Consider the following 21971-nt stretch of genomic DNA (forward strand, 5'->3'; position numbering starts at 1 on the left):
GCGAGAGCGGCAAGCGGCAAGCGGCAAGCTACAAGCTACAAGCTACAAGCTACAAGTTAAAAGAAAAAGCCAAGGCAGAACGCGATCGGCTTTTGCTTGAAGCTTGAAGCTTGAAGCTTGAAGCTTGCAGCTTGCAGCTTGCAGCTTGCAGCTTTGGTCAGCCCTGCCGGTTAGCGGTCTTGCGGCAATGCACCAGGGCATCGCGGATCATGAAGTTGACCAAGGTCGGCGACACGCCCAGCTCCTTGGCGATGTCCTTCTGCGGCACGCCATGCAGGCGGTACATCTCGAACGCATAGCGGGTGCGCTGGGGCAACTGGTTCAGCGCTTCGGCAATATCGTCCAGCGCGGCCAGGTTGATATGGGTAGCTTCGGGCGAGGCGTTCTGGATGACCACATTCAGGCCTTCCTCTTCGCTGCCGGAGTATTTCAGCTCCATCGCCTGCTTGCGGTAATGGTCGATCGCCAGGTTGCGCACGATCTGGAACAAGTAACTCAGCTGCGCTTTGAACGACGAGGTTATCTGCGGGGCGGCGCTGAGCCGGAAGAAGGCGTCCTGGACCACATCTTCGGCACGCGAGCGGCAGCCGGTAATGCGCGCAGCGATCTTGACCAGGATGCTGCGGTTGTCTACGAAGGCCTGCAGTAATGGTGAATCGCACTTACTTGTGGATAGTTGTTCCGCCATGGAAATCACCTTGTCACAGAGGGGGAGGAGGCACCCGGGGCAGGGACGCTTCCTACGACGTGCGACAAGCTATTCACAATGATAATGATTGTCAAATGCGAAATGTAATTGGTATCAGGAGTTTTCGATTTTTGAGGCATAGGCCATGACATGCGTGTCGCTGGCATACCCCTGAACCCGCCTTACCCCGCCACCTCCGCTAATTTCTCCCGCCGCCCATCCGTTCCCCTGTGTACATCCCCGGCCGCCAACCGCTGCCCGCCAATGTTCGCGGCGCAGTCGGCACGCCCCAACAGATACTGGCAGGAACACCCCATGACGGACGCCTTCGAACTCCCGCTCTCGCTGGTCCAGGCCCTGGCGCAACGCGCCGCGCAGACCCCGGACAGGATTGCCCTGCGCTTTCTCGCCGACGCCCCGCACGAGCAGGCTGTGCTCAGTTATCGGGAGCTCGACCAGCGCGCGCGCACCATCGCCGCCGCCCTGCAGGCACGCGCCAGCGTCGGTGACCGCGCGGTGTTGCTGTTTCCCAGTGGGCCGGATTACGTAGCGGCGTTCTTCGGCTGCCTGTACGCCGGCGTGATTGCAGTGCCGGCCTACCCGCCGGAATCTGCCCGCCAGCACCACCAGCAACGCCTGCTGTCGATCATCGCCGACGCCGAGCCGCGCCTGCTGCTGACCGTGGCGGCGCTGCACGACAACCTGCAGGGCCTGGAAGCACTTGCCGCCGAGGCGGCGCCCGCGTTGCTGGCAGTGGATGGCCTGGACCCCGCCCTGGCCGAGACCTGGCAGGAACCTGCCCTCAGCAGCCAGGACATCGCCTTCCTGCAGTACACTTCCGGCTCCACCGCACTGCCCAAAGGCGTGCAGGTCAGCCATGGCAACCTGGTGGCCAACGAACAACTCATCCGCAGCGGCTTTGGCATCGACCTCAACCCCGACGACGTGATCGTCAGCTGGTTGCCGCTGTATCACGACATGGGGCTGATCGGCGGCCTGTTGCAGCCGATCTTCAGCGGTGTGCCTTGCGTACTGATGTCGCCAGGCTACTTCCTCGCCCGGCCAGTGCGCTGGTTGCAGGCCATCAGCGACTACGGCGGCACCATCAGCGGCGGCCCCGATTTTGCCTACCGCCTGTGCAGCGAGCGGGTCAGCGAGGCCTCGCTGGCCGGGCTCGACCTGAGCCGCTGGCGCGTGGCCTATTCGGGCTCCGAGCCGATCCGCCAGGACAGCCTGGCGAGTTTCGCCGACACCTTCAAGGCCTGCGGCTTCGACCCCCAGAGCTTCTTCGCCAGCTACGGCCTGGCCGAAGCAACCTTGTTCGTCAGCGGTAGCCGCCGTGGCCAGGGTATCCCCGCGCTTGCGCTGGATGCCGACGCCTTGGCCGCCAACCGCGCCGAACCCGGTACCGGCAGCGTGCTGATGAGTTGCGGCTTCCCGCAGCCGGGGCACGCGGTACGCATCGTCGAGCCGCAACAGCGGCAATGGCTGGGCGACAACCAGGTGGGGGAAATCTGGGCCGGCGGGCCGAGTATCGCCTCGGGCTACTGGCGTAACCCAGAAGCCAGCGCGCGCACCTTCGTCGAAATGGACGGGCAGACCTGGCTGCGAACCGGTGACCTGGGTTTCATGCGTGAAGGCGAGGTGTTCGTTACCGGGCGCCTGAAAGACATGCTGATCGTGCGTGGGCAGAACCTGTACCCGCAAGACCTGGAAAAAACCCTCGAGCGTGAAGTGCAGGCACTGCGCAAAGGCCGGGTGGCGGTGTTCGCCGTCGAGCATCAGGGCGAGGAGGGCATCGGCGTGGCGGTGGAGATCAGCCGCAGCGTGCAAAAGGCCACCCAACCCCAGGCGCTGATCAACACCCTGCGCCAGGTCACCGCCGATGCCTGCCGCCAGGCGCCGGCGGTGGTGCTGCTGCTCAACCCAGGCGCGCTGCCGAAAACCTCCAGCGGCAAGCTGCAGCGTTCGGCCTGCCGCGTGCGCATGGCCGATGGCAGCCTGGACTGCTATGCCCAATTCCCTGAGCCGAGCGCCGCTGCTGCCACCCAGGCATCAGGCGATGCCTTGCAGGCGCGCATCGCGGCGGTGTGGCGCGACACCCTCAAGGTCCAGGCAGTAGCGGCAGATGACCATTTCCTGCTGTTGGGCGGCAACTCCATCGCCGCTACCCAGGCCACGGCACGGCTGGCCGACGAACTGGGCATCGACCTGAGCCTGCGCACCTTGTTCGAGGCGCCGGTGCTGGCCGACTACAGCCATGCGGTGGCTGCGCTCATCGGTGCAGGCGCTGCCCAGCCCGCAGCTATCGCGCCCCTGGCACGCGCCCAGGCGCTGCCCCAGTCGCTGGCGCAGAACCGCCTGTGGCTGTTGTGGCAACTGCAACCACAATCGGCGGCCTACAACATTCCCGCCGGCCTGCACCTGCGCGGCGAACTGGACGCTAGCGCCCTGCAGGCCGCATTCCAGGCACTGGTGGCGCGCCACGAGTCGCTGCGTACCGTGTTCGCTGAAGAAAACGGCCAGGCGCTGCAGCGTATTGTGCCGCAGCAGCCGTTCAGCCTCGCCCGCCTGGACCTCGCAGGCCAGACCCCCGAGCAGGTCACCGCCCAGCGTGAGGCCGAGGCCTGCCAGCCGTTCGACCTGACGCAAGGCCCGTTGCTGCGTGTGACCCTGGCCCGGCTCGACGATGAAAACCATCAGCTGTGGGTGACCCTGCACCACATCGTGGCCGACGGCTGGTCGCTGAACATCCTGCTCGATGAATTCGCCAAATTGTATGCCGCTCACTGCCAGGGCCTGCAGGCACCGTTGCCGCCGCTGCCCCTGGGCTACGCCGACTACGGCAACTGGCAGCGGCAGTGGCTGGCCGACGGCGAAGCCGAACGCCAACTGCAGTACTGGAAGGCCCAGCTCGGTGACGAACTGCCTGTGCTTGACCTGTGCACCGACCAACCCCGGGCCAACCAGCGCACATTCAGTGCTGCGCGTTTCAGCGTGAAGGTCCCCGCCACGCTCAGCCAAGCCCTCAAGGACCTGGCGCAGGCGCAGCAGGCCAGCCTGTTCATGGTCCTGTTGGCCGGCTGGCAGGCACTGTTGCAGCGCTACAGCGGCCAGGCCGAGATCCGCGTCGGCGTGCCGAATGCCAACCGCCCGCGCCTGGAAACCCAGGGCATGGTCGGCTTCTTCATCAACACCCAGGTGCTGCGCGCGCAACTCGATGGCCGCATGCCGTTCAGCCAGCTGCTGGCGCAGGTGCGCCAGGCCACGCTCCAGGCCCAGGCCCACCAGGACCTGCCGTTCGAGCAGTTGCTCGAGGCCCTGCCGCAAGCCCGCGAGCAGGGCCTGTTCCAGGTCATGTTCAACCACCAGCAACGCGACCTGTCGGCACTGCGCCGCCTGCCAGGCCTGCTGGCCGAAGAGTTGCCGTGGCACAGCCGCGAAGCCAAGTTCGACCTGCAGCTGCACAGTGAGGAGGACCACCAGGGCCGGCTGAGCCTGGCGTTCGACTATGCCGACGAACTGTTCGAGGCCAGCACCATCCAGCGCCTGGCCGGGCAACTGCTGGCACTGCTGGAGCAAGTGTGCGCCGCGCCCGACCTGGCCCTGGCCGAGGTGCAACTGCTCGACGAGGCGGGCCGGCGCCAGTTGTCGGGCTGGGGCCAGGCCGAAGCCGCCGCGCCGCAGCAACTGCTGGTCGAGCAACTCAACGAGCAGGCCCGCCTGACGCCGCAACGTACTGCCCTGGTATGGGCGGGCGGCAGCCTGGGCTACGCCGAACTGCACCAGCAGGCCAACCGCCTGGCCCACTACCTGCGCGACAAAGGTGTCGGTCCTGACACGTGCGTCGCCATCGCCCTCGAGCGCTCGCCGCAACTGCTGGTCGGCTTGCTGGCCATTCTCAAGGCCGGCGGCGCCTACGTGCCGCTCGACGTGGATTACCCCGCCGAGCGCCTGGCGTACATGTTGGCCGATTGTGGTACCGGCCTGTTGCTCAGCCATAGCAGCCTGGTGGGCAAGCTGCCACAGGTCGATGGCGTCAGCACCATCGCCCTCGACCAGCTGCACCTGGACAACTGGCCCAACCATGCCCCTGGCTTGCACCTGCAAGGTGACAACCTGGCCTACGTGATCTACACATCCGGCTCCACCGGCCAGCCCAAAGGCGTGGGCAATACTCACGCGGCGCTGGCCGAGCGCTTGCACTGGATGCAGGCCACCTATGGGTTGGGCGACGAGGATGTGCTGCTGCAGAAAGCACCGATCAGTTTCGACGTGTCGGTGTGGGAGTGCTTCTGGCCGTTGATCACCGGCTGCAAGCTGGTGCTCGCCGGCCCTGGCGAGCATCGCGACCCGCAGCGCATTGCGGCCCTGGTCCAGGCGCATGGCGTGACCACCCTGCATTTTGTGCCGCCACTGCTGCAGGTGTTTGTCCAGGAACCACAGGCCGCGGGCTGCGCCAGCCTGCGCCGGGTGTTTTCCGGGGGCGAGGCCTTGTCGGCGGCGCTGCGCGACCGGGTGCTGCAACTGCTGCCGCACGTGCAGCTGCACAACCGCTACGGTCCGACCGAAACCGCCATCAACGTCACTCACTGGCATTGCCAGGCCACGGACGGCGAGCGTTCACCCATCGGCCGGCCGCTGGCCAACGTGCTGTGCCGGGTACTGGATGACGAACTCGAGCTCACCGCACCCGGCGTGCCGGGCGAGTTGTACCTGGGCGGTGCGGGCCTGGCCCGTGGGTACCTGGGGCGCCCAGGGCTTACCGCCGAGCGTTTCGTACCCCAGGCCGATGGCAACGGCCAGCGCCTGTACCGCAGTGGTGACCGCGCCCGTTGGCAGGTTCAGTTGCACGCGCTGGAATACCTCGGGCGCCTGGATCAGCAGGTGAAAGTACGGGGGTTGCGCGTTGAACCTGAAGAAGTCCAGGCCTGCCTGTTGGCGCAAGCGGGTGTCGAGCAGGCGCTGGTACTGATTCACAACGATGCGGTCGGCGCGCAACTGGTCGGCTACTACACCGGCAGCGCCCAGGCCGAAGCCTTGTTGACGGTACTGGCCGAGCACCTGCCGGCGTACATGGTGCCGGCGCAGCTGACTGCCCTTGCGCAAATGCCCCTGGGCCCCAGCGGCAAGGTCGACCGCAAGGCGCTGCCGGCCCCGGTGTGGCAGCAGCGTGAGCACGTCGAGCCGCAAACAGCACTGCAACAGCAGGTCGCTGCCATCTGGCGCGATGTACTGAACCTGCCCCGTGTGGGCCTGCGCGATGATTTCTTCGCCCTGGGCGGCCACTCGCTGCTGGCCACACAGATCGTTTCCCGCACGCGCCAGGCGTGCGACGTGGAGCTGCCGCTCAAGGCCCTGTTCGAGGCCAGCGAGCTGGGCGCATTCTGTGCCGAGGTTGCCCGCATCCAGGGCAATGGCCAGCGCAACCTGCAAGGGCAGATCGCCCGCGTAGACCGCCGCCAGGCGGTGCCGCTGTCTTATTCGCAACAGCGCATGTGGTTCCTCTGGCAAATGCAGCCCGACAGCCCGGCCTATAACGTGGGCGGCATGGCACGCTTGCGCGGCACCTTGCACGTTGAGGCGTTCGAGCGGGCGCTGCATGCGCTGATCGTGCGTCACGAAGCCCTGCGTACAACGTTCCCCAGCATCGACGGGGTGCCCTACCAGTGCGTGGCCGAAGACAGCGGCCTGCACCTGCACTGGCAGGACTTCAGCGCCTTGCCCGGCGCTGCCCGTGAGCAACGCCTGCAACAGCTGGCCGATGACCAGGCGCACCAGCCGTTCGACCTTGAACGCGGCCCGCTGCTGCGCGCCTGCCTGGTCAAGGCCGCAGAGCGCGAGCACTTCTTCGTGCTGACCCTGCACCATATCGTGACCGAAGGCTGGGCCATGGACATCTTCGCCCGCGAGCTGGGTGAACTGTACGAGGCCTTTGTCGACGACCGCGAGTCGCCCTTGGCGCCACTGCCGGTGCAGTACCTTGACTACAGCGTGTGGCAACGGCAATGGCTGGAAAGCGGCGAGGGCGCTCGCCAACTGGCCTACTGGCAAACGCGCCTGGGCACCGAGCACCCGGTGCTGGCGTTACCCGCCGACCGCCCACGCCCGGCGGTGCAAAGCCACCGGGGCGGGTTGTACCGCTTCGAGCTCGACCCGGCCCTGGTCGAGCGCGTGCATGCCTTCAACAGCCAGCGTGGCCTGACCCTGTTCATGACCATGACAGCCACCCTGGCTGCCTTGCTGCACCGCTACAGTGGCCAGCGCGACCTGCGCATCGGTGCGCCGGTGGCCAACCGCATCCGCCCGGAAAGCGAAGGGCTGATCGGCGCCTTCCTCAATACCCAGGTGCTGCGCTGCGAACTGGATGGGCAGATGAGCGCCAGCGCCTTGCTGGAGCAGGTGCGTCAGGCTGCCATCGAAGGCCAGTCGCACCAGGACCTGCCGTTCGATCAACTGGTCGAGGCCCTGCAACCGCCACGCAGCAGTGCCTACAACCCGTTGTTCCAGGTGATGTGCAACGTGCAGCGCTGGGCCTTCCAGCAAAGCCGCAGCCTGGCCGGCATGCAGGTGGATTACCTGGTCAACGACGCCTGCGCCACCAAGTTCGACCTGTACCTGGAAGTGACCGACCTGGATGGCCGCCTGGGCTGCTGCCTGACCTACAGCCGTGACCTGTTCGATGAGCCGCGTATCGCGCGCATGGCCGAACACTGGCAACAGCTGCTGGTCGGTCTGCTCGACAACCCGCAACAGCGCCTGTGCGAGCTGCCGATGCTGAGCAGCAGCGAGCAGCAGCAACTGCTGGGCCAGTTGCAGGGCGACCCGCACTTGGGCCTCGGGCAGACCCTGCACGGGTTGTTCGCGGCCCAGGCCGCACGTACGCCGCAGGCCGGGGCGTTGACCTTCGCCGGCCAGCACCTGAGCTATGCCGAGCTCGAGCAGCGCGCCAACCGCCTGGCCCGGGCCCTGCGCGAACGGGGTGTCGGGCCGCAGGTGCGGGTAGGCCTGGCGCTGCAGCGTTCGCTGGAAATGGTGGTTGGCCTGCTGGCCATCCTCAAGGCTGGCGGCGCCTACGTGCCACTGGACCCTGAATACCCGCTCGACCGCCTGCGCTACATGATCGAGGACAGCCGTATCGGCCTGCTGCTTAGCCAGCGCGAGCTGCTGCAAAGCCTGGGCGAATTGCCCGAAGGCGTGGCGCGCTGGAGCCTGGAAGACGACGCAGCCAGCCTGGCGGCCTACAGCGCTGCGCCGCTGGCCAACCTCAGCCTGCCGCAGCACCAGGCTTACCTGATCTACACCTCTGGCTCCACCGGCAAACCCAAGGGCGTGGTCGTCAGCCATGGCGAGTTCGCCATGCACTGCCAGGCCGTGAGCGCCGCGTTCGGCATGCGCAGCGACGATTGCGAGCTGCATTTCTATTCGATCAACTTCGACGCCGCCAGCGAGCGCCTGTGGGTGCCACTGTTGTGCGGTGCGCGGGTGGTGTTGCGTGCCCAGAGGCAGTGGGGTGCGGAGGAAATATGCCAATTGGTGCGTGAGCAGCAGGTGAACATCCTTGGCTTTACCCCAAGCTACGGGAGCCAACTGGCGCAATACCTGGGCGGCCAGGGCGAGCAGCTGCCGGTTCGCCTGGTGATCACCGGTGGCGAGGCGCTGACCGGTGAGCACCTGCAGCGTATTCGCCAGGCATTCGCGCCCCAGCAGTTCTTCAATGCCTATGGGCCGACCGAGACCGTGGTCATGCCGCTGGCCTGCCTGGCGCCAGAGGTGCTGCCTGCAGCGCTGGGCAGTGTGCCGATCGGCCAGGTCATCGGCAGCCGCACGGCCTACATCCTCGACGAAGACCTGGCGCTGTTGCCGCAAGGGGGTATCGGTGAGCTGTATGTCGGCGGCGCCGGCCTGGCCCAGGGCTACCACGATCGCCCGGGGCTGAGCGCCGAGCGCTTCGTTGCCGACCCGTTCGGCAGCGCAGGTGGGCGCCTGTACCGCACCGGTGACCTGGTACGCCTGGGCGCCGATGGCCTGGTCGAGTATGTTGGCCGCGCTGACCAGCAAGTGAAAATTCGCGGTTTCCGCATCGAACTGGGCGAGATCGAAAGCCGTCTGCAGGCACACGCCGATGTCGACGAGGCAGTGGTACTGGCCCTCGACCTGCCAGGCGGCAAGCAGCTGGTAGGCTACCTGGTGTGCCAGCAGGCCGCAGCCGACAACGAGGCGCAGCACCGCCTGCGCGAAGCCGTGAAGGCCGAGGCCCGCCAGCACTTGCCTGACTACATGGTGCCTGCGCACCTGGTGCTGCTCGACAGCCTGCCGCTGATGGGCAACGGCAAGCTCGACCGCCGCGCCCTGCCGCTACCGGACCTTCAGCACGCCCGCCAGCACTACCAGGCCCCTGGCGATGACGTGCAAGCTCGGCTGGCGCAGATCTGGGGCGAGGTGCTCAACGTCGCCCCGGTGGGGGTGCAGGACAACTTCTTCGAACTGGGCGGCGATTCGATCCTGTCGATCCAGGTGGTCAGCCGGGCGCGGCAGGCCGGGCTGCAGTTCACGCCACGCGACCTGTTCCAGCACCAGACCATCCAGGCGCTGGCCGCTGTGGCAAGGCAGAGCGAAGCGCACAGCAGCATCGACCAGGGGCTGCGCGAGGGCCAGGTTGGCCTGACCCCGATCCAGCACTGGTTCTTCGACAGCGAGGTGCCGCAGCCACAGCATTGGAACCAGGCGCTGTTGCTGGCGCTGCGCCAGCCGCTGGATAAAGCCACGCTGGAGCAGGCGCTGGCCGCGCTGGTGCAGCACCACGACAGCCTGCGCCTGCGTTTCAGTGCTGCCGCGGGCCGTTGGCAGGCTGCCTACACCCAGCCGGCTGAGGATCAGCTGTTGTGGGCTGCCACCGTCGCCGATTTTGCCGATTGCCAGGCGTTGTACAGCGATGTGCAGCGCAGCCTCGACCTGCAGCAGGGCCCGCTGCTGCGCGGCCTGCTGGTGACGGACGGCCAGGGCCACCAGCGCCTGTTGCTGGCGATTCACCACCTGCTGGTCGATGGTGTGTCCTGGCGTGTGCTGCTGGAAGACTTGCAGGCGCTGTACCGTGGCCAGCCACTGCCCGCCAAGACCCATGCCATGGGCGACTGGGCCGCGCGCCTGGCCAGCTATGCCGGCAGCGATTCGTTGCGTGACGAGCTGGGCTGGTGGCAAAGCCAACTGGGGGGTGCCCGCCGTGAGCTGCCATGCGATCACCCCCAGGGCGGTAACCTGCACCGCCACGCGCTAACCCTGGCGACCGGCCTGAATGCCGAGCAGACCCGGCAGTTGCTGCAACAGGCCCCGGCTGCCTACCACACGCAGGTCAACGACCTGCTGCTGACCGCGCTGGCGCGGGCCATGTGCCGCTGGAGTGGTGACGACAGCGTGCTGGTGCAGCTGGAAGGCCATGGCCGCGATGGGCTGTTCGAGGATATGGACCTGACCCGCAGCGTGGGCTGGTTCACCAATGCCTACCCGTTGAGCCTGCGCCCGGTGCCCGGTGAGGATGACGCCGCGCGGGCAGGCTCGATCAAACGCATCAAGGAGCAGCTGCGCCAGGTGCCGCACAAAGGCCTGGGTTACGGCGTGCTGCGCTACCTGGCAGACGACGCCGGGCGCGAGCAGATGGCGGCGTTGCCGCAGGCACGCATTACCTTCAATTACCTGGGCCAGTTCGACCAGCAGTTCGACAGCGCGGCGCTGTTCCAGCCGCTGGATGCCCCGGCCGGCCTGGCCCACGACCCCGACGCGCCGCTGCCCAACTGGCTGAGTGTCGATGGCCAGGTGTATGGCGGCGCCCTGCAGCTGCGCTGGACCTTCAGCGCCGAACGCTACGACAGGCAGACCATTGCCGCGCTGGCCGAAGCCTACCGCCTGGAACTGCTGGCATTGGTGGAGCATTGCCTGGCCGAGGGCAATGGCAGTTTCACCCCTTCGGATTTCCCGCTGGCGCACCTGACGCAAGCGCAGATCGACGCCCTGCCGGTGCCGGCAGCGCAGATCGAGGACGTGTACCCGCTGAGCCCGATGCAGGAGGGCATGCTGCTGCATACCCTGCTGGAGCCGGGCACCGGCCTGTACTACATGCAGGACCGCTACCGCATCAACAGTGCGCTGGACCCCGATCGCTTCGCCCAGGCCTGGCAGGTCGTGGTGGCGCGCCACGAAGCACTGCGCGCCTCGTTCAGCTGGAACAGCGGTGAGGCGATGTTGCAGATCATTCACAAACCGGGCGACCTGGCCGTCGACTACCAGGACTGGCGCGGGATTGCCGAGGCTGCGCAGGAGCAACGCCTGCAAGCCTTGCACAAGCAGGAGCGCGAAGCGGGCTTCGCCTTGCTCAGCGAGGCACCGTTCCACCTGCGCCTGGTGCGCGTGGCAGACGAGCGCTACTGGTTCATGATGAGCAACCACCACATCCTGATCGATGCCTGGTGCCGCTCGCTGTTGATGAACGACTTCTTCGAGGTTTATCAGGCGCTTGGCGAGGGCCGCCAGGCGCAGTTGCCGGTGCCGCCGCGCTACCGCGACTACATTGGCTGGCTGCAACGCCAGGGGCTGGACGATGCGCGGGCCTGGTGGCAGGCCAACCTGGCCGGGTTCGAGCGCGCCACGGCGCTGCCCAGTGACCGCCCATTGCGCCATGACCATGCCGGCAGCGGCATGGTCGTGGGCGACTGCCATACCCGCTTGCAGGTGAGCGAGGGCGTGCGCCTGCGCGAACTGGCGCAGGCGCACCAGCTGACCGTCAACACCTTTGCCCAGGCGGCCTGGGCCCTGCTGCTGGCGCGTTACAGTGGCGAGCGTGACGTGGCCTTTGGCGTGACCGTGGCCGGCCGCCCGGTCAGCATGCCGCAGATGCAGCGCACCGTGGGCCTGTTCATCAACAGCGTCGCGTTGCGCGTGCGCCTGCCGCTGGCCGGGGAGCGTTGCAGCGTGCGCCAGTGGTTGCACAGCCTGCTGCAAAGCAACATGGAGCTGCGCGAGTACGAGTACCTGCCCTTGGTGGCGATCCAGGAGTGCAGCCAACTGCCCAAGGGCCAGCCGCTGTTCGACAGCTTGTTCGTGTTCGAGAACGCCCCGGTGGAAACCGCGGTGCTCGACCATGCGCAGCACCTGAACGCCAGCTCCGACTCGGGCCGTACCCACACCAACTTCCCGCTCACGGCGGTGTGCTACCCCGGCGATGACCTGGGCCTGCACCTGTCTTTCGACCAGCGCTACTTCGACTACCCGACCGTCGAGCGCTTGCTGGCCGAGTTCAAGCGGCTGTTGCTGGCGCTGGTAGAGGGCTTTGCCGGGGAGGTGAGCGAACTGCCGTTGCTGGGCGCCGAAGAGCAGCGCTTCCTGCTGGAAGACTGCAACAGCACCGGGCGGGCTTATCCGCTGGAGCAAAGCTACGTTGCCCAGTTCGAAGCGCAAGTGGCCGCGCACCCGCAGCGTGTCGTTGCCCGCTGCCTGGAAGGCGCCTACGACTATGCCGGTCTGAACCTGGCCGCCAACCGCCTGGGCCACGCACTGATCCTGGCCGGCGTGAAGGTCGACCAGCCGGTGGCGCTGCTGGCCGAGCGCGGCTTGCCGCTGCTGGGCATGATCGTCGGCAGCTTCAAGGCCGGCGCCGGCTACCTGCCGCTGGACCCTGGCCTGCCGGCGGCGCGCCTGCAAAGCATCATCGAGCTCAGCCGCACGCCGGTGCTGGTGTGCAGCGCCGCCTGTGCCGAGCAAGGGCGGCAACTGTTGAGTGCGCTGCCCACGCAGGCGCGCCCGCAACTGCTGGTGTGGGAGGAAATCCAGGCCAGCCAGGTCGCCAGCCACAACCCTGGGATTCACAGCGGGCCGGACAACCTGGCCTACGTGATCTACACCTCAGGTTCCACCGGCCTGCCCAAAGGCGTGATGGTCGAGCAGCGCGGCATGCTCAACAACCAGCTGAGCAAGGTGCCTTACCTGGGCCTCAGCGAGCAGGATGTGATAGCCCAGACGGCGTCGCAGAGTTTCGACATTTCCGTGTGGCAGTTCTTGGCTGCGCCGTTGTTCGGGGCTACCGTGCAGATCGTGCCGAACGCCATCGCCCATGATCCGCAGGGCCTGCTGGCGCATGTGCAGGCCAGTGGCATCACCGTGCTGGAAAGCGTGCCATCGCTGATCCAGGGCATGCTGGCCAGCGACCATCAGGCGCTCGATAGCTTGCGCTGGATGCTGCCAACCGGCGAGGCCATGCCACCGGAGCTGGCCGCGCAGTGGCTGCAGCGCTACCCGCAGGTGGGGCTGGTGAACGCCTATGGCCCGGCCGAGTGCTCGGATGACGTGGCGTTCTTCCGGGTCGATGCTGCCTCGACTCAAGGCGCCTATTTGCCGATCGGCACGCCGACCGACAACAACCGCCTGTACCTGTGCGGGGACGATCAGGCCCTGGTGCCGCTGGGCGCGGTGGGTGAACTGTGCGTGGCTGGCACCGGCGTTGGCCGTGGCTACGTTGGCGACCCGGTGCGCACGGCGCTGGCGTTCATCCCGCACCCGTACGGTGCGCCGGGCGAGCGCCTGTACCGTACTGGCGACCTGGCGCGGCAGCGCCCGGACGGTGTGCTGGAGTACGTTGGGCGCATCGACCACCAAGTGAAGATTCGCGGTTATCGCATCGAGTTGGGCGAGATCGAGGCGCGCCTGCACGAACAGGCACAAATCCGCGATGCTGCCGTGGGGGTGCAGGAGGGTGCCAATGGCAAGCACTTGGTCGGTTACCTGGTTGCGCACCAGGGCATTGCCGGGGACGCTGAATTGCTGGAGCGGATCAAGCAACGCCTGCGCGCCGAGTTGCCGGAGTACATGGTGCCGTTGCACTGGGGCTGGTTCGACAGCCTGCCGCACAATGCCAACGGCAAGCTGGACCGCAAGGCCCTGCCCGCCATCGACATCGGCGGCCAGCACAGCCAGGCCTACCAGGCACCGCGCAATGAGCTGGAAGACGTACTGGCGGGTATCTGGGCCGAGGTGCTCAAGGCTGAGCGGGTCGGGGTGCACGACAACTTCTTCGAGTTGGGCGGGCACTCGTTGCTGGCCACGCAGATAGCCTCGCGGGTGCAGAAGCAGTTGCAGTTGAACGTGCCGCTGAGGGCGATGTTCGAGTGCAGCACCGTGGCGGAGCTGGCCGAGTATGTGCAGGGGCTGCAGGGCAGTGCACTGGATGACGACAAGGTCGATCGGCTAAGTGACCTGATGGCGGAGCTGGAGGGGTTGTAAACCGCAGGCTATGCCCCTACCGCCAATGTCTGGCGGCGGGGGCGCGCCATGCAAACTAGATGACTGGATTTACATCGCAGCGTTGATAAAAGCTTCATCATAGGACTTTGCGCTGTAGCGGGTCAGAAACGCTTCACCATTCCCGAACGACTCGATGCGCTGGTGTGCAAGCATGTAGAACCGGTGGCAGTTCGTTACGATTTCTTCGGTGTGGTGAGACGATACCAGCGACGCGGCCTGTGGAAGCGAGCTTGTCGAGGCGTCGAACCGCCGCGAACACCGGCAAAGTCAGTGGCATCCATCGCGTCGCCTGTTTCGCGGGCACGCCCGCTCCCACAGATATAGCGCCGCTCTCAAGGCTTATGCAGTACCTGTAGGAGCGGGTTCGGCCGCGAACGGGCCAGTACTGGCAACCAATATCTCAGCGCTTGCCAAGAATCTTCCCAAGCATCTCCGGCCGTGGTGCGCCTTGCTGGCTCTGCAGCTGACCCTGGTCATCCTGGTAGAAAATCGCTGGGGTGGCCTGCAACCCCATCTCTTCCATCAACGCCATGTTTGCCGCCAACTTTTGCTGAACCGCCGGCGGCACCTGCTTCAGCGCTGTCAGGGTGCTGGCCTTGCCGGCCTTCTCATGCGCGTGCAAAGCCTTGGCCGGGTCTTGTGCCGCCAGCAGGGCGGCCGACTTGCCTGGGCTGTCTTCGCGGATGATGCCGACCATTATGTGGCGCAACTGCACCTTGCCCGACTCGACCCAAGGTCGTGCCTGTTCCCAGAACATGTTGCAGTACGGGCAGTTGGGGTCGCTGAACAGGTACACCTTGCGCGGTGCATCGTCCCTGCCATCGGCGATCCAGGCGGTTTTCTCCATCTTCGCCCAGATTTCCTTGCTCATCGGCGCATACACCAGCTTTTCCAGCGGCTCTGCGCTCAGGTCCTTGCCCTGTTCGTCGAACAGGTTGCCGACCAGTACGTGCTTGCCGTCGGGCGTCAGGTACAGGGCCAGGGCGTTGTTCTGGTACTCGGCGGCGTAACCGCGCAGGCCGTTGGGGGCGTCGAAGCTGCCCTTGATCACCGCACCCTTGGCTTGCAGTTGCTGAACCGCCTTGGGCAGCTCTTCAGCCTGCAAGGCGGGGGCGGCCAGCAGGGCCAGGGACAGGGGCAGCAGTGCAGTCAATCGCATTTCAGTTTCCTTGTGCGGCAGGGGCGGGCGCTGCGGCCCGCTCGAAAGGTTCCAGGGCATGGCGCAGGCTGGCCCGGGACAACTCGCCCAGGTGGCTACCGACCAGCCGCCCCTGGGCGTCATAGAACAGCGTGGTGGGCAGGGCCATCGAACCGACGCGTTGGGCCAGCAGGCCGGTGCCGTCGAACAGCACGTGGGTCAGGCTCAGGCCGGTGGTGGCGAGGAAGGTGCTGACGTTTTCCGGGGTCTCGCCCTGGTTGACGAACAGGAAGGTCACGTTCGGGTATTCGCTCTGCGCCTGCTGCAGCACCGGCATTTCGCGCCGGCAGGGTGGGCACCAGGTGGCCCAGAGGTTGATCACCAGCGGTGTACCGCGGTAGCTGTGCAGCGCCACGGGCTGGCCGCCGGCATTGCGCAGGTTCAGTTCGGGGAGTTCGGTGCCCTTGCTGTACAAGTGCCCGCCAAAGCTGGCCAGGCCCCAGAACAGCGCGCCGCTGAACAGCGCCCAGCCCAGCGGGCGGCGCAGGCCTGGGTGGCGCCAGCCCTGCCACAGGGCACCGCCCACGATACCCGCCAGGCCCGACCAGAACAGAAAGCCGCCATCACGGATGTCGATGATTTGCAGCGGATCGTCCCGGTACATCGGCCAGTACGCCAGCACGAACCCCGCCCGCGCGCTGAGCAAGCCAAGCAGAAACAGGTTGAACAGCGCCGACTCCGGGCTTTCACCGCCGCGCCGTGCGACCCACCAGCCGACCACGCTGGCGATCACCAGCGCGGTGAGCATGAGCAGGTGGTTCAGGGCCATGGTCAGCGGCCCCAGGGTCACGGTGAGCATCAGCCTTGGCTCCTGGTCTGGGCCCAGTGTTGCTGGAACGCGGCGGCGTCCACTTCACCGGTGATGCGCCGCGCGCGGCGCTCTTCGCCTTCTGGGCCGATCCAGATGATGCTGGGCGGGCCGGGTACCTGGTAGCGTTGTAGCAGCGCTTTGCTGGCGGGGCTGTTGGCGGTCACGTCCAGCCGCAGCAGGTGCACGCCGGCCAGCCCGGCCTGCACGTCGCTGCGGCTGAACACTTGTTTTTCCATCACTTTGCACGACACGCACCAGTCGGCGTAGTAGTCGAGCATGACCCATTGCCCGCGAGACTTGGCGGCATCGAGTTCGCGTTGCAGGTCTTCTGGGCGGCTGACGGTGACGAAGCTGTCCTCGGCATGCGCAGCAGTGGCTGGCGCGGCTGCCCCCCCGGCGAATGGGCGCAGGGGTTGCCAGAGGTCGTCGCCGCCGGCTGCCGCGCCAACCAACAGCAAGCCCCCCCACAGCGCCCCCAGCAGCGGCACTGCGCGCAGTGCCGGCAGCCGCTGCAGGGCCGGCCAGGCTGCCCAGGCCAGGGCGACCAGCCAGGCTCCGGCGAGGGCCAGCAGCAGGCTGGCCGGCAGCAGGCTGCGCACGGTGTACAGCGCCATGGCCAGGAACACGAAGCCGAATACCGCCTTTACCCGGTCCATCCAGGCGCCCGGGCGTGGCAGGTAGCGGTTGCCCAGGGTGACCAGCAACAGCAGCGGCACGCCCATGCCCAGGCCAAGGGCAAACAGCACCAGCGCGCCTTGCAGCACATCGCCGCTTTGCGCGATGTACAGCAGCGCCCCGGCCAAAGGCGCGGTCATGCAGGGGCCCAGCAGCAACCCGGACAACGCGCCCAGCAAGGCCGCACCATACAGGTTGCCGCCGCGGGTACCTTGCCCGGCCCGGTCGAGACGATCACGCAGGGCGGCGGGCAACTGCAGTTCGAAGGCGCCGAACATCGGCAGGGCAAGGATGATGAACAGCCCCGCCAGGCTGCCCAGCAGCCAGGGTTGTTGCAGCCAGGCTTGCAGGCTGGCGCCTAGCAGCGCGGCGACCACGCCCAGGGCGGCGTAGACCAGGGCCATGCTCAGTACGTAGACCCCGGCCAGCAGCCAACCGCGGCGGGCGCTGGCACCGTTGCCCAACACCAGCCCGGCGAGAATCGGCAGCATCGGCAGCGAGCAGGGGGTAAAGGCCAGCAACAGGCCCAGGCCGAAGAAGGCCAGCAGGCTCCATGCCAGGCGCCCCTGTTGCAGGCCGCTGGCCAAGGCCTGGTCGCTGGCTTGTTCGGCGGCCGGCGCTACGCTGCCGCCCAGGTCGATGCTGGTGGTTTGTGGCGGGTAGCACAGGCCGGCGTCGGCGCAGCCCTGCCAGCCCAGGCGCAACTGGCCCTGGGCGTTGGCCGGCAGCAGCAGTTCAAGCTGGTCACGGTACACCGCGCTGTCGCCGAAGAACTCGTCGTGGTGGTTGAGTGCCGGCGGCAATTGCGGCAGTTGATCGCTCGGCAGGCCATCGAATTTGAGGCGCTTCTGATACAGGTAGTAGCCCGGCTTGATCTGGAAGTACAGGCGCATCTGGCCGTCGGCCTGGCGGTCGTGGGTCAGTACGAAGGCCTGCTCGACCGGCAGGAAATCGGGTTTGACGTCGAACGGGTTGGCTTGCAGGGGGCCAGCCAGTAGCAGTGTCAGGAAGAGCAGGAGAACGCGCATGTCTTCGCCTTGGCAGATCGGGGAATGGGGCCATGCTGGCTGGGGTTGATTAAATGAAGGTTAACGGCGGTTTTGAAGGGGGTGAGGGTTTTTCGGTGCTTGACGGGGGATTTGCAGCGCCTGTGAGACCGAGCGCCGCCCGCGCGGCGCTTCGCGGGTAAACCCGCTCCTACGCTTGTTTCGGGCCAGTATTGCCTGTGACAGGCGCGCGCGACCGCCTTGTTCGTACGGCGCGATATCGTGGTGGGCGCCAAGGCGTTCGCGCGCAAATCCCACAGGCATAACTGGCCCGAAAACAAACGGAGCAACTGTCTTTCTCAAAATTTGAAAAGCTTGCGCGATTCATTGTAGGAGCGGGTTCACCCGCGAAAGGGCCGGGCCTGCGGGCCAGTTTCTGCCAGGCATTGTGCGTTGCCGGTACCACCGTATTCGCGGGTAAACCCGCTCCTACATCGATCAATGATGCCGGCCCGGCCCCGCAGGGCTGCCGGCCACCCCCGCCCGTTGTAGGAGCGGGTTTACCCGCGAAAGGGCCAGGCCTGCGGGCCAGTTTCTGCCAGGCATTGTGCATTGCCGGCACCATCGTATTCGCGGGTAAACCCGCTCCTACATCGATCAATGATGCCGGCCCGGCCCCGCAGGGCTGCCGGCCACCCCGGCCCGTTGTACAAGCGGGTTTACCCGCGAAGCGCCGCGCGGGCGGCGCTCGATCTCCCAAGCGTCGAATCTTCAAAGGCGAACACCTATCAGCCCAAGCAAGGATCCCCCCGCTAAAAACCCGACACACCGCGACATATTGTCGGCTTGACTTTGCCTGTCCTCGCTAAATTGCTGTAAAGTTGACGCTCAGGTCAGCTTTCTGCAAGCCAGGCCCAGAATCAGAAGAAAGGGCAGACCCTCGACTGCCCAGAGGATCAAGCATGTCCAACCGTGATATTTCCAGGCGCGCCTTCCTGCAAGGCGGCCTGGTCGCTGGTGTCGGTGTGACCATGGCGCCACTTGGCAGCCAGGCATTCGCCGCGCTGATGGAGGAACGCGTCACCACTTCGCCGCAGAAGTGGATGAACCACGACGGCAAGGCGCGTTTCCGTAACGATGCGTTGTTCAAAGTCTGCGGCGACAAGGTGTTCGCCCGCGACATCCGGGCCAAGGACATGCCGGGCTGGCCGGTGCAACAGGGCCATGCCTTGCTGCTCAAAGCCACCAAGGCTGACCGCATCTATGCCGGGCATGACCTGAGCCTGCTGGGGGCAGACCTGCAACCCGACCGTGTCGTCACCGCCGCCGACCTGGAACAGGACGGCATCGCCTGGCCCGAAGCGCACTCGCCCGACCCACTGCTGCCGCCCGGCCAAGTCCCGATGTTCATCGGCCACCCCGTGGCAATCCTGATCTGGCACGATTTCGAGCGTTTCCGCCAGGCCAAGCGCAAGCTGCAGTTCAACGACCAGGCGATCCGCTACGGCGCCCAGGCGCCGCTGTACCAGCGTGACCCCTATGGCAGCTTCCGCTTCGTGCGGGTGGGCGGCGCAACGCCGTTCGACGACGATGAATTCTCCAGCCTGAAGAATTCCATGCTGTTCCCCACCATCCTCAACCGCAAGCCGGTGTGGTCGAGACAGCCCAACCAGCATGGTGACCTGACCGAGCAGGGGCTGTTCTACGCCAACCGTATGGCCGAACAGCTGGACAACCCGCCCGAGGACTGGCTGGTGTTCGACGAGCGCTACAAGACGCCGTCCATCGAACCTGCCGCGCTGGAGCCGGACAACGGCAACGGCTGGTACGACCGGGCCAGCGGCACGCTGCACTTCGTGGTTGCCACCCAGTGCCCGTTCGAAGTGGCGCAGGAATGCGTGCACATGATCAAGCCGTCGCGGTTTGCCCTGAACACCCTGAACATGCACCCCGGCTACACCGTGGGCTACGGCTCCAAAGACAACAACATCTTCGTCTTCTACGCTGCCGTGGCTGCGCTGTACGGCGACGGTGTACCGGTCCGCCTGGCCAATGATCGCTACGAGCAGTTCCAGAGCGGCATCAAGCGCCATGCCTTCGATATCCGCTACCAACTGGCGGTGGACAAGAAAGACAACAGGTTCAAGATTTTCCGCGCCGACATGAGCTGCGACGGCGGCGGGCGCATCAACTACAGCCCGTCGGTGGCCGCAGTGGGTGCGACCGCAGCGCAGTCGATCTATTACATGCCGCAGAACGACCTGTCGGTGACTGCCTATTACTCGCGTGGCGTGGAGGCGGGCTCCATGCGCGGCTATGGCACCCTGCAGAGCATGGCGGCGACTGAAATGATGGTCGATGAAATCGCCGGCCGCCTGGGCGTGGATGCCATCGACCTGCGCCGTGCCAACGCGCTGAAGTCGGGCATGAAGAACACCCAGGGCGCGGTGCCGGCCGGCGCCCTGCGCCTGTACGAAATTCTTGACAAGGCCGCCGTGCACGACTGGTGGCGCAACCGTGAAGCACGCAAGCAGCAGATCGATGCCAAGGACCAGGATCACTGGTACGGCGTGGGTTTCGCCATCTGCCAGAAAGACTTCGGGACGGGCGCGGAAGCGCCGATGGCCAGCGTCGAGTTCAGCCGCGACGGGCGCATCAGTCTGCGCCACATCGGTACCGAACTGGGCACGGGCATGTCCACTTCGCAGGCCCTGGTGGTCAGCGACTTCCTTGGCCGTTCGGCCGACGAGGTGCGCACTGCCGTTACCGAGTGGCCAGAGCTGCAGCTGACCACCAGCGGTAACCCGTACCTGATCAGCCAGCCCGAACAGGACGCTGCCCTGCGTAACCCGCGCTGGGTGGGCAAGCTGGCGTCGCCATCGTCGGCGACCAACTCGGCGTTCTATTTCAGCCACGCTACCCGCGAAGCTGCACGGGTACTGTTCAACCATGGCCTGTGGCCGGCGGCCATGGCCATCTGGCGCCAGGGGCCTTACGGCGGGCAGGCCAACCCGCTGGTGGTGCGCCGCGAGAACGCTGTGTGGGTCAACGGTGAGCTGACCGGCAACGGCCTGGCACCGATCCCGTTCGCCCAGCTGGCGCAAAAGGCGCATGACATGGGCCTGGTCACCGGTGTGAGCGTACACGGCTTCAACCGCTGGAGCTGGGCCGAGGCCGACTTCGTCATCGACGGTGTGCGCGAGCGCTTCCCGCTCGACGCCGTGGCCGTGAAATACGGCGACGGCGCGGTCAACGCCAAGAAAGCGCAGATGAGCAGCCACGGTTATCACCTGCTCGACCGGCAGAACGCGGCGTACCCCGATACCCAGCTGAACAACGCCATGGTCACCTACTACAGCCCGGTGGCGACCATTGTCGAAGTCAAGGTCAACAAGGGCACCCACGAAGTGCAAGTGCTCAACCACCACAGCTGGGTCGAGTGCGGCCGGGCGCTGGTGCCGGAGCTGGTCAAAGGCCAGCTCGAAGGTGGCATCGCCATGGGTATCGGGCACGCCCTGACCGAAGAAATGCCAATGTACGAGGGCGGGCCCGGGGAGGGCGACTGGAACTTCAACCGCTACCGCCTGCCGCATGCGCGCGATGTGGCGGTATGGCAGCAGACCAGCGAAATTCTGCCGCCGCTGTCACCCACCGACCCGTCCAAGGGCATTGCCGAAGTGGTGATGATCCCGGTCGTCGGTGCCATCGGCAATGCCGTCGCGCATGCCATTGGCAAGCGCGTGCGCGATCTGCCCATTACCCCAGCCCGTATCAAGGAGGCCCTCAATGGCTAACCGCCCACTGCAACTGACCCTCAACGGTCAACCGGTCGGCCCGGTCGAGGTCCCCGACGACCTGGCGATGCTCGACTACCTGCACGAACACCAAAACCTCACCGGCTCGCGCCTGGGCTGCGGCCAGGGCATCTGCCACGCCTGCGTGGTGATCGTGGACAACCCGGACGGCACCTGCGAAGAAGTGCGCACCTGTATCACCGGTGCCCACTACTTTGCAGGCAAGAAAGTGCGCACCATCGAAGGCCATGCCAGCAAGGACGAGGCCGGCAACCTGACGCTGAACCCGATCCAGCAGAAGTTCGTCGACCTGTTCGCCTTCCAGTGCAGTTACTGCGCACCAGGCTTCGTCAACGCCGCTACCGTGCTGGTGGAAACCGCCCAGCGCCAGCCGCTGAACAAGAGCGAAGTGCAAGACCGCATCGAGGCCAGTCTCGGGCACCACATCTGCCGGTGCACAGGCTACGTGCGTTACTACGACGCCACCCGCCAGGTGCTCAACGACCTCGGCCTGGTCAAGGAGGGTTGA

The 21971-nt window shown here is 66.2% G+C and carries 7 protein-coding genes; 3 read left to right on the plus strand and 4 right to left on the minus strand.

All coding sequences use genetic code 11. The features are described 5' to 3' along the window. Positions 1-157 precede the first annotated feature (157 nt). The gene (locus tag GEV39_RS08265) at positions 158-688 is read right to left on the minus strand and encodes an RNA polymerase factor sigma-70 (protein ID WP_173888196.1); all 531 of its coding nucleotides are present in this window, start codon (positions 686-688) and stop codon (positions 158-160) included. A gap of 315 nt (positions 689-1003) precedes the next feature. Here GEV39_RS08265 and GEV39_RS08270 point away from each other — a divergent pair, with 315 nt between their 5' ends. Then, complete coding sequence (locus GEV39_RS08270; RefSeq protein WP_173888198.1) at positions 1004-13957, plus strand: non-ribosomal peptide synthetase; 12954 nt, start codon at positions 1004-1006, stop codon at positions 13955-13957. Positions 13958-14378: 421 nt separating this feature from the next. Here GEV39_RS08270 and dsbG read toward each other — a convergent pair whose 3' ends face one another. The 3 genes from dsbG to dsbD are packed head-to-tail and all read right to left on the minus strand — an operon-like array spanning position 14379 to position 17690. Next, complete coding sequence (gene dsbG, locus GEV39_RS08275; RefSeq protein WP_009684803.1) at positions 14379-15137, minus strand: thiol:disulfide interchange protein DsbG; 759 nt, start codon at positions 15135-15137, stop codon at positions 14379-14381. Position 15138: 1 nt separating this feature from the next. Further along, complete coding sequence (locus tag GEV39_RS08280) at positions 15139-15975, minus strand: TlpA disulfide reductase family protein (RefSeq protein WP_009684802.1); 837 nt, start codon at positions 15973-15975, stop codon at positions 15139-15141. After that, the gene (dsbD, locus tag GEV39_RS08285; RefSeq protein ID WP_173888200.1) at positions 15975-17690 is read right to left on the minus strand and encodes a protein-disulfide reductase DsbD; all 1716 of its coding nucleotides are present in this window, start codon (positions 17688-17690) and stop codon (positions 15975-15977) included. The genes GEV39_RS08280 and dsbD overlap by 1 nt, the downstream gene beginning before the upstream one ends. 920 nt (positions 17691-18610) lie before the next feature. On the opposite strand from dsbD, the gene GEV39_RS08290 reads away from it, so the two are divergent. Continuing rightward, a complete protein-coding gene (locus tag GEV39_RS08290) occupies positions 18611-21442 on the plus strand; it encodes a xanthine dehydrogenase family protein molybdopterin-binding subunit (RefSeq protein ID WP_173888202.1) in 2832 nt (943 codons plus the stop codon). Next, entirely contained in the window at positions 21435-21971 is a 537-nt protein-coding gene (locus tag GEV39_RS08295) for a (2Fe-2S)-binding protein (protein WP_029887985.1), read from the plus strand. Before GEV39_RS08290 ends, GEV39_RS08295 begins: the two co-directional genes overlap by 8 nt.

The organism is Pseudomonas sp. NY5710 (genome assembly GCF_013305665.1).
GTDB lineage: Bacteria > Pseudomonadota > Gammaproteobacteria > Pseudomonadales > Pseudomonadaceae > Aquipseudomonas > Aquipseudomonas juntendi.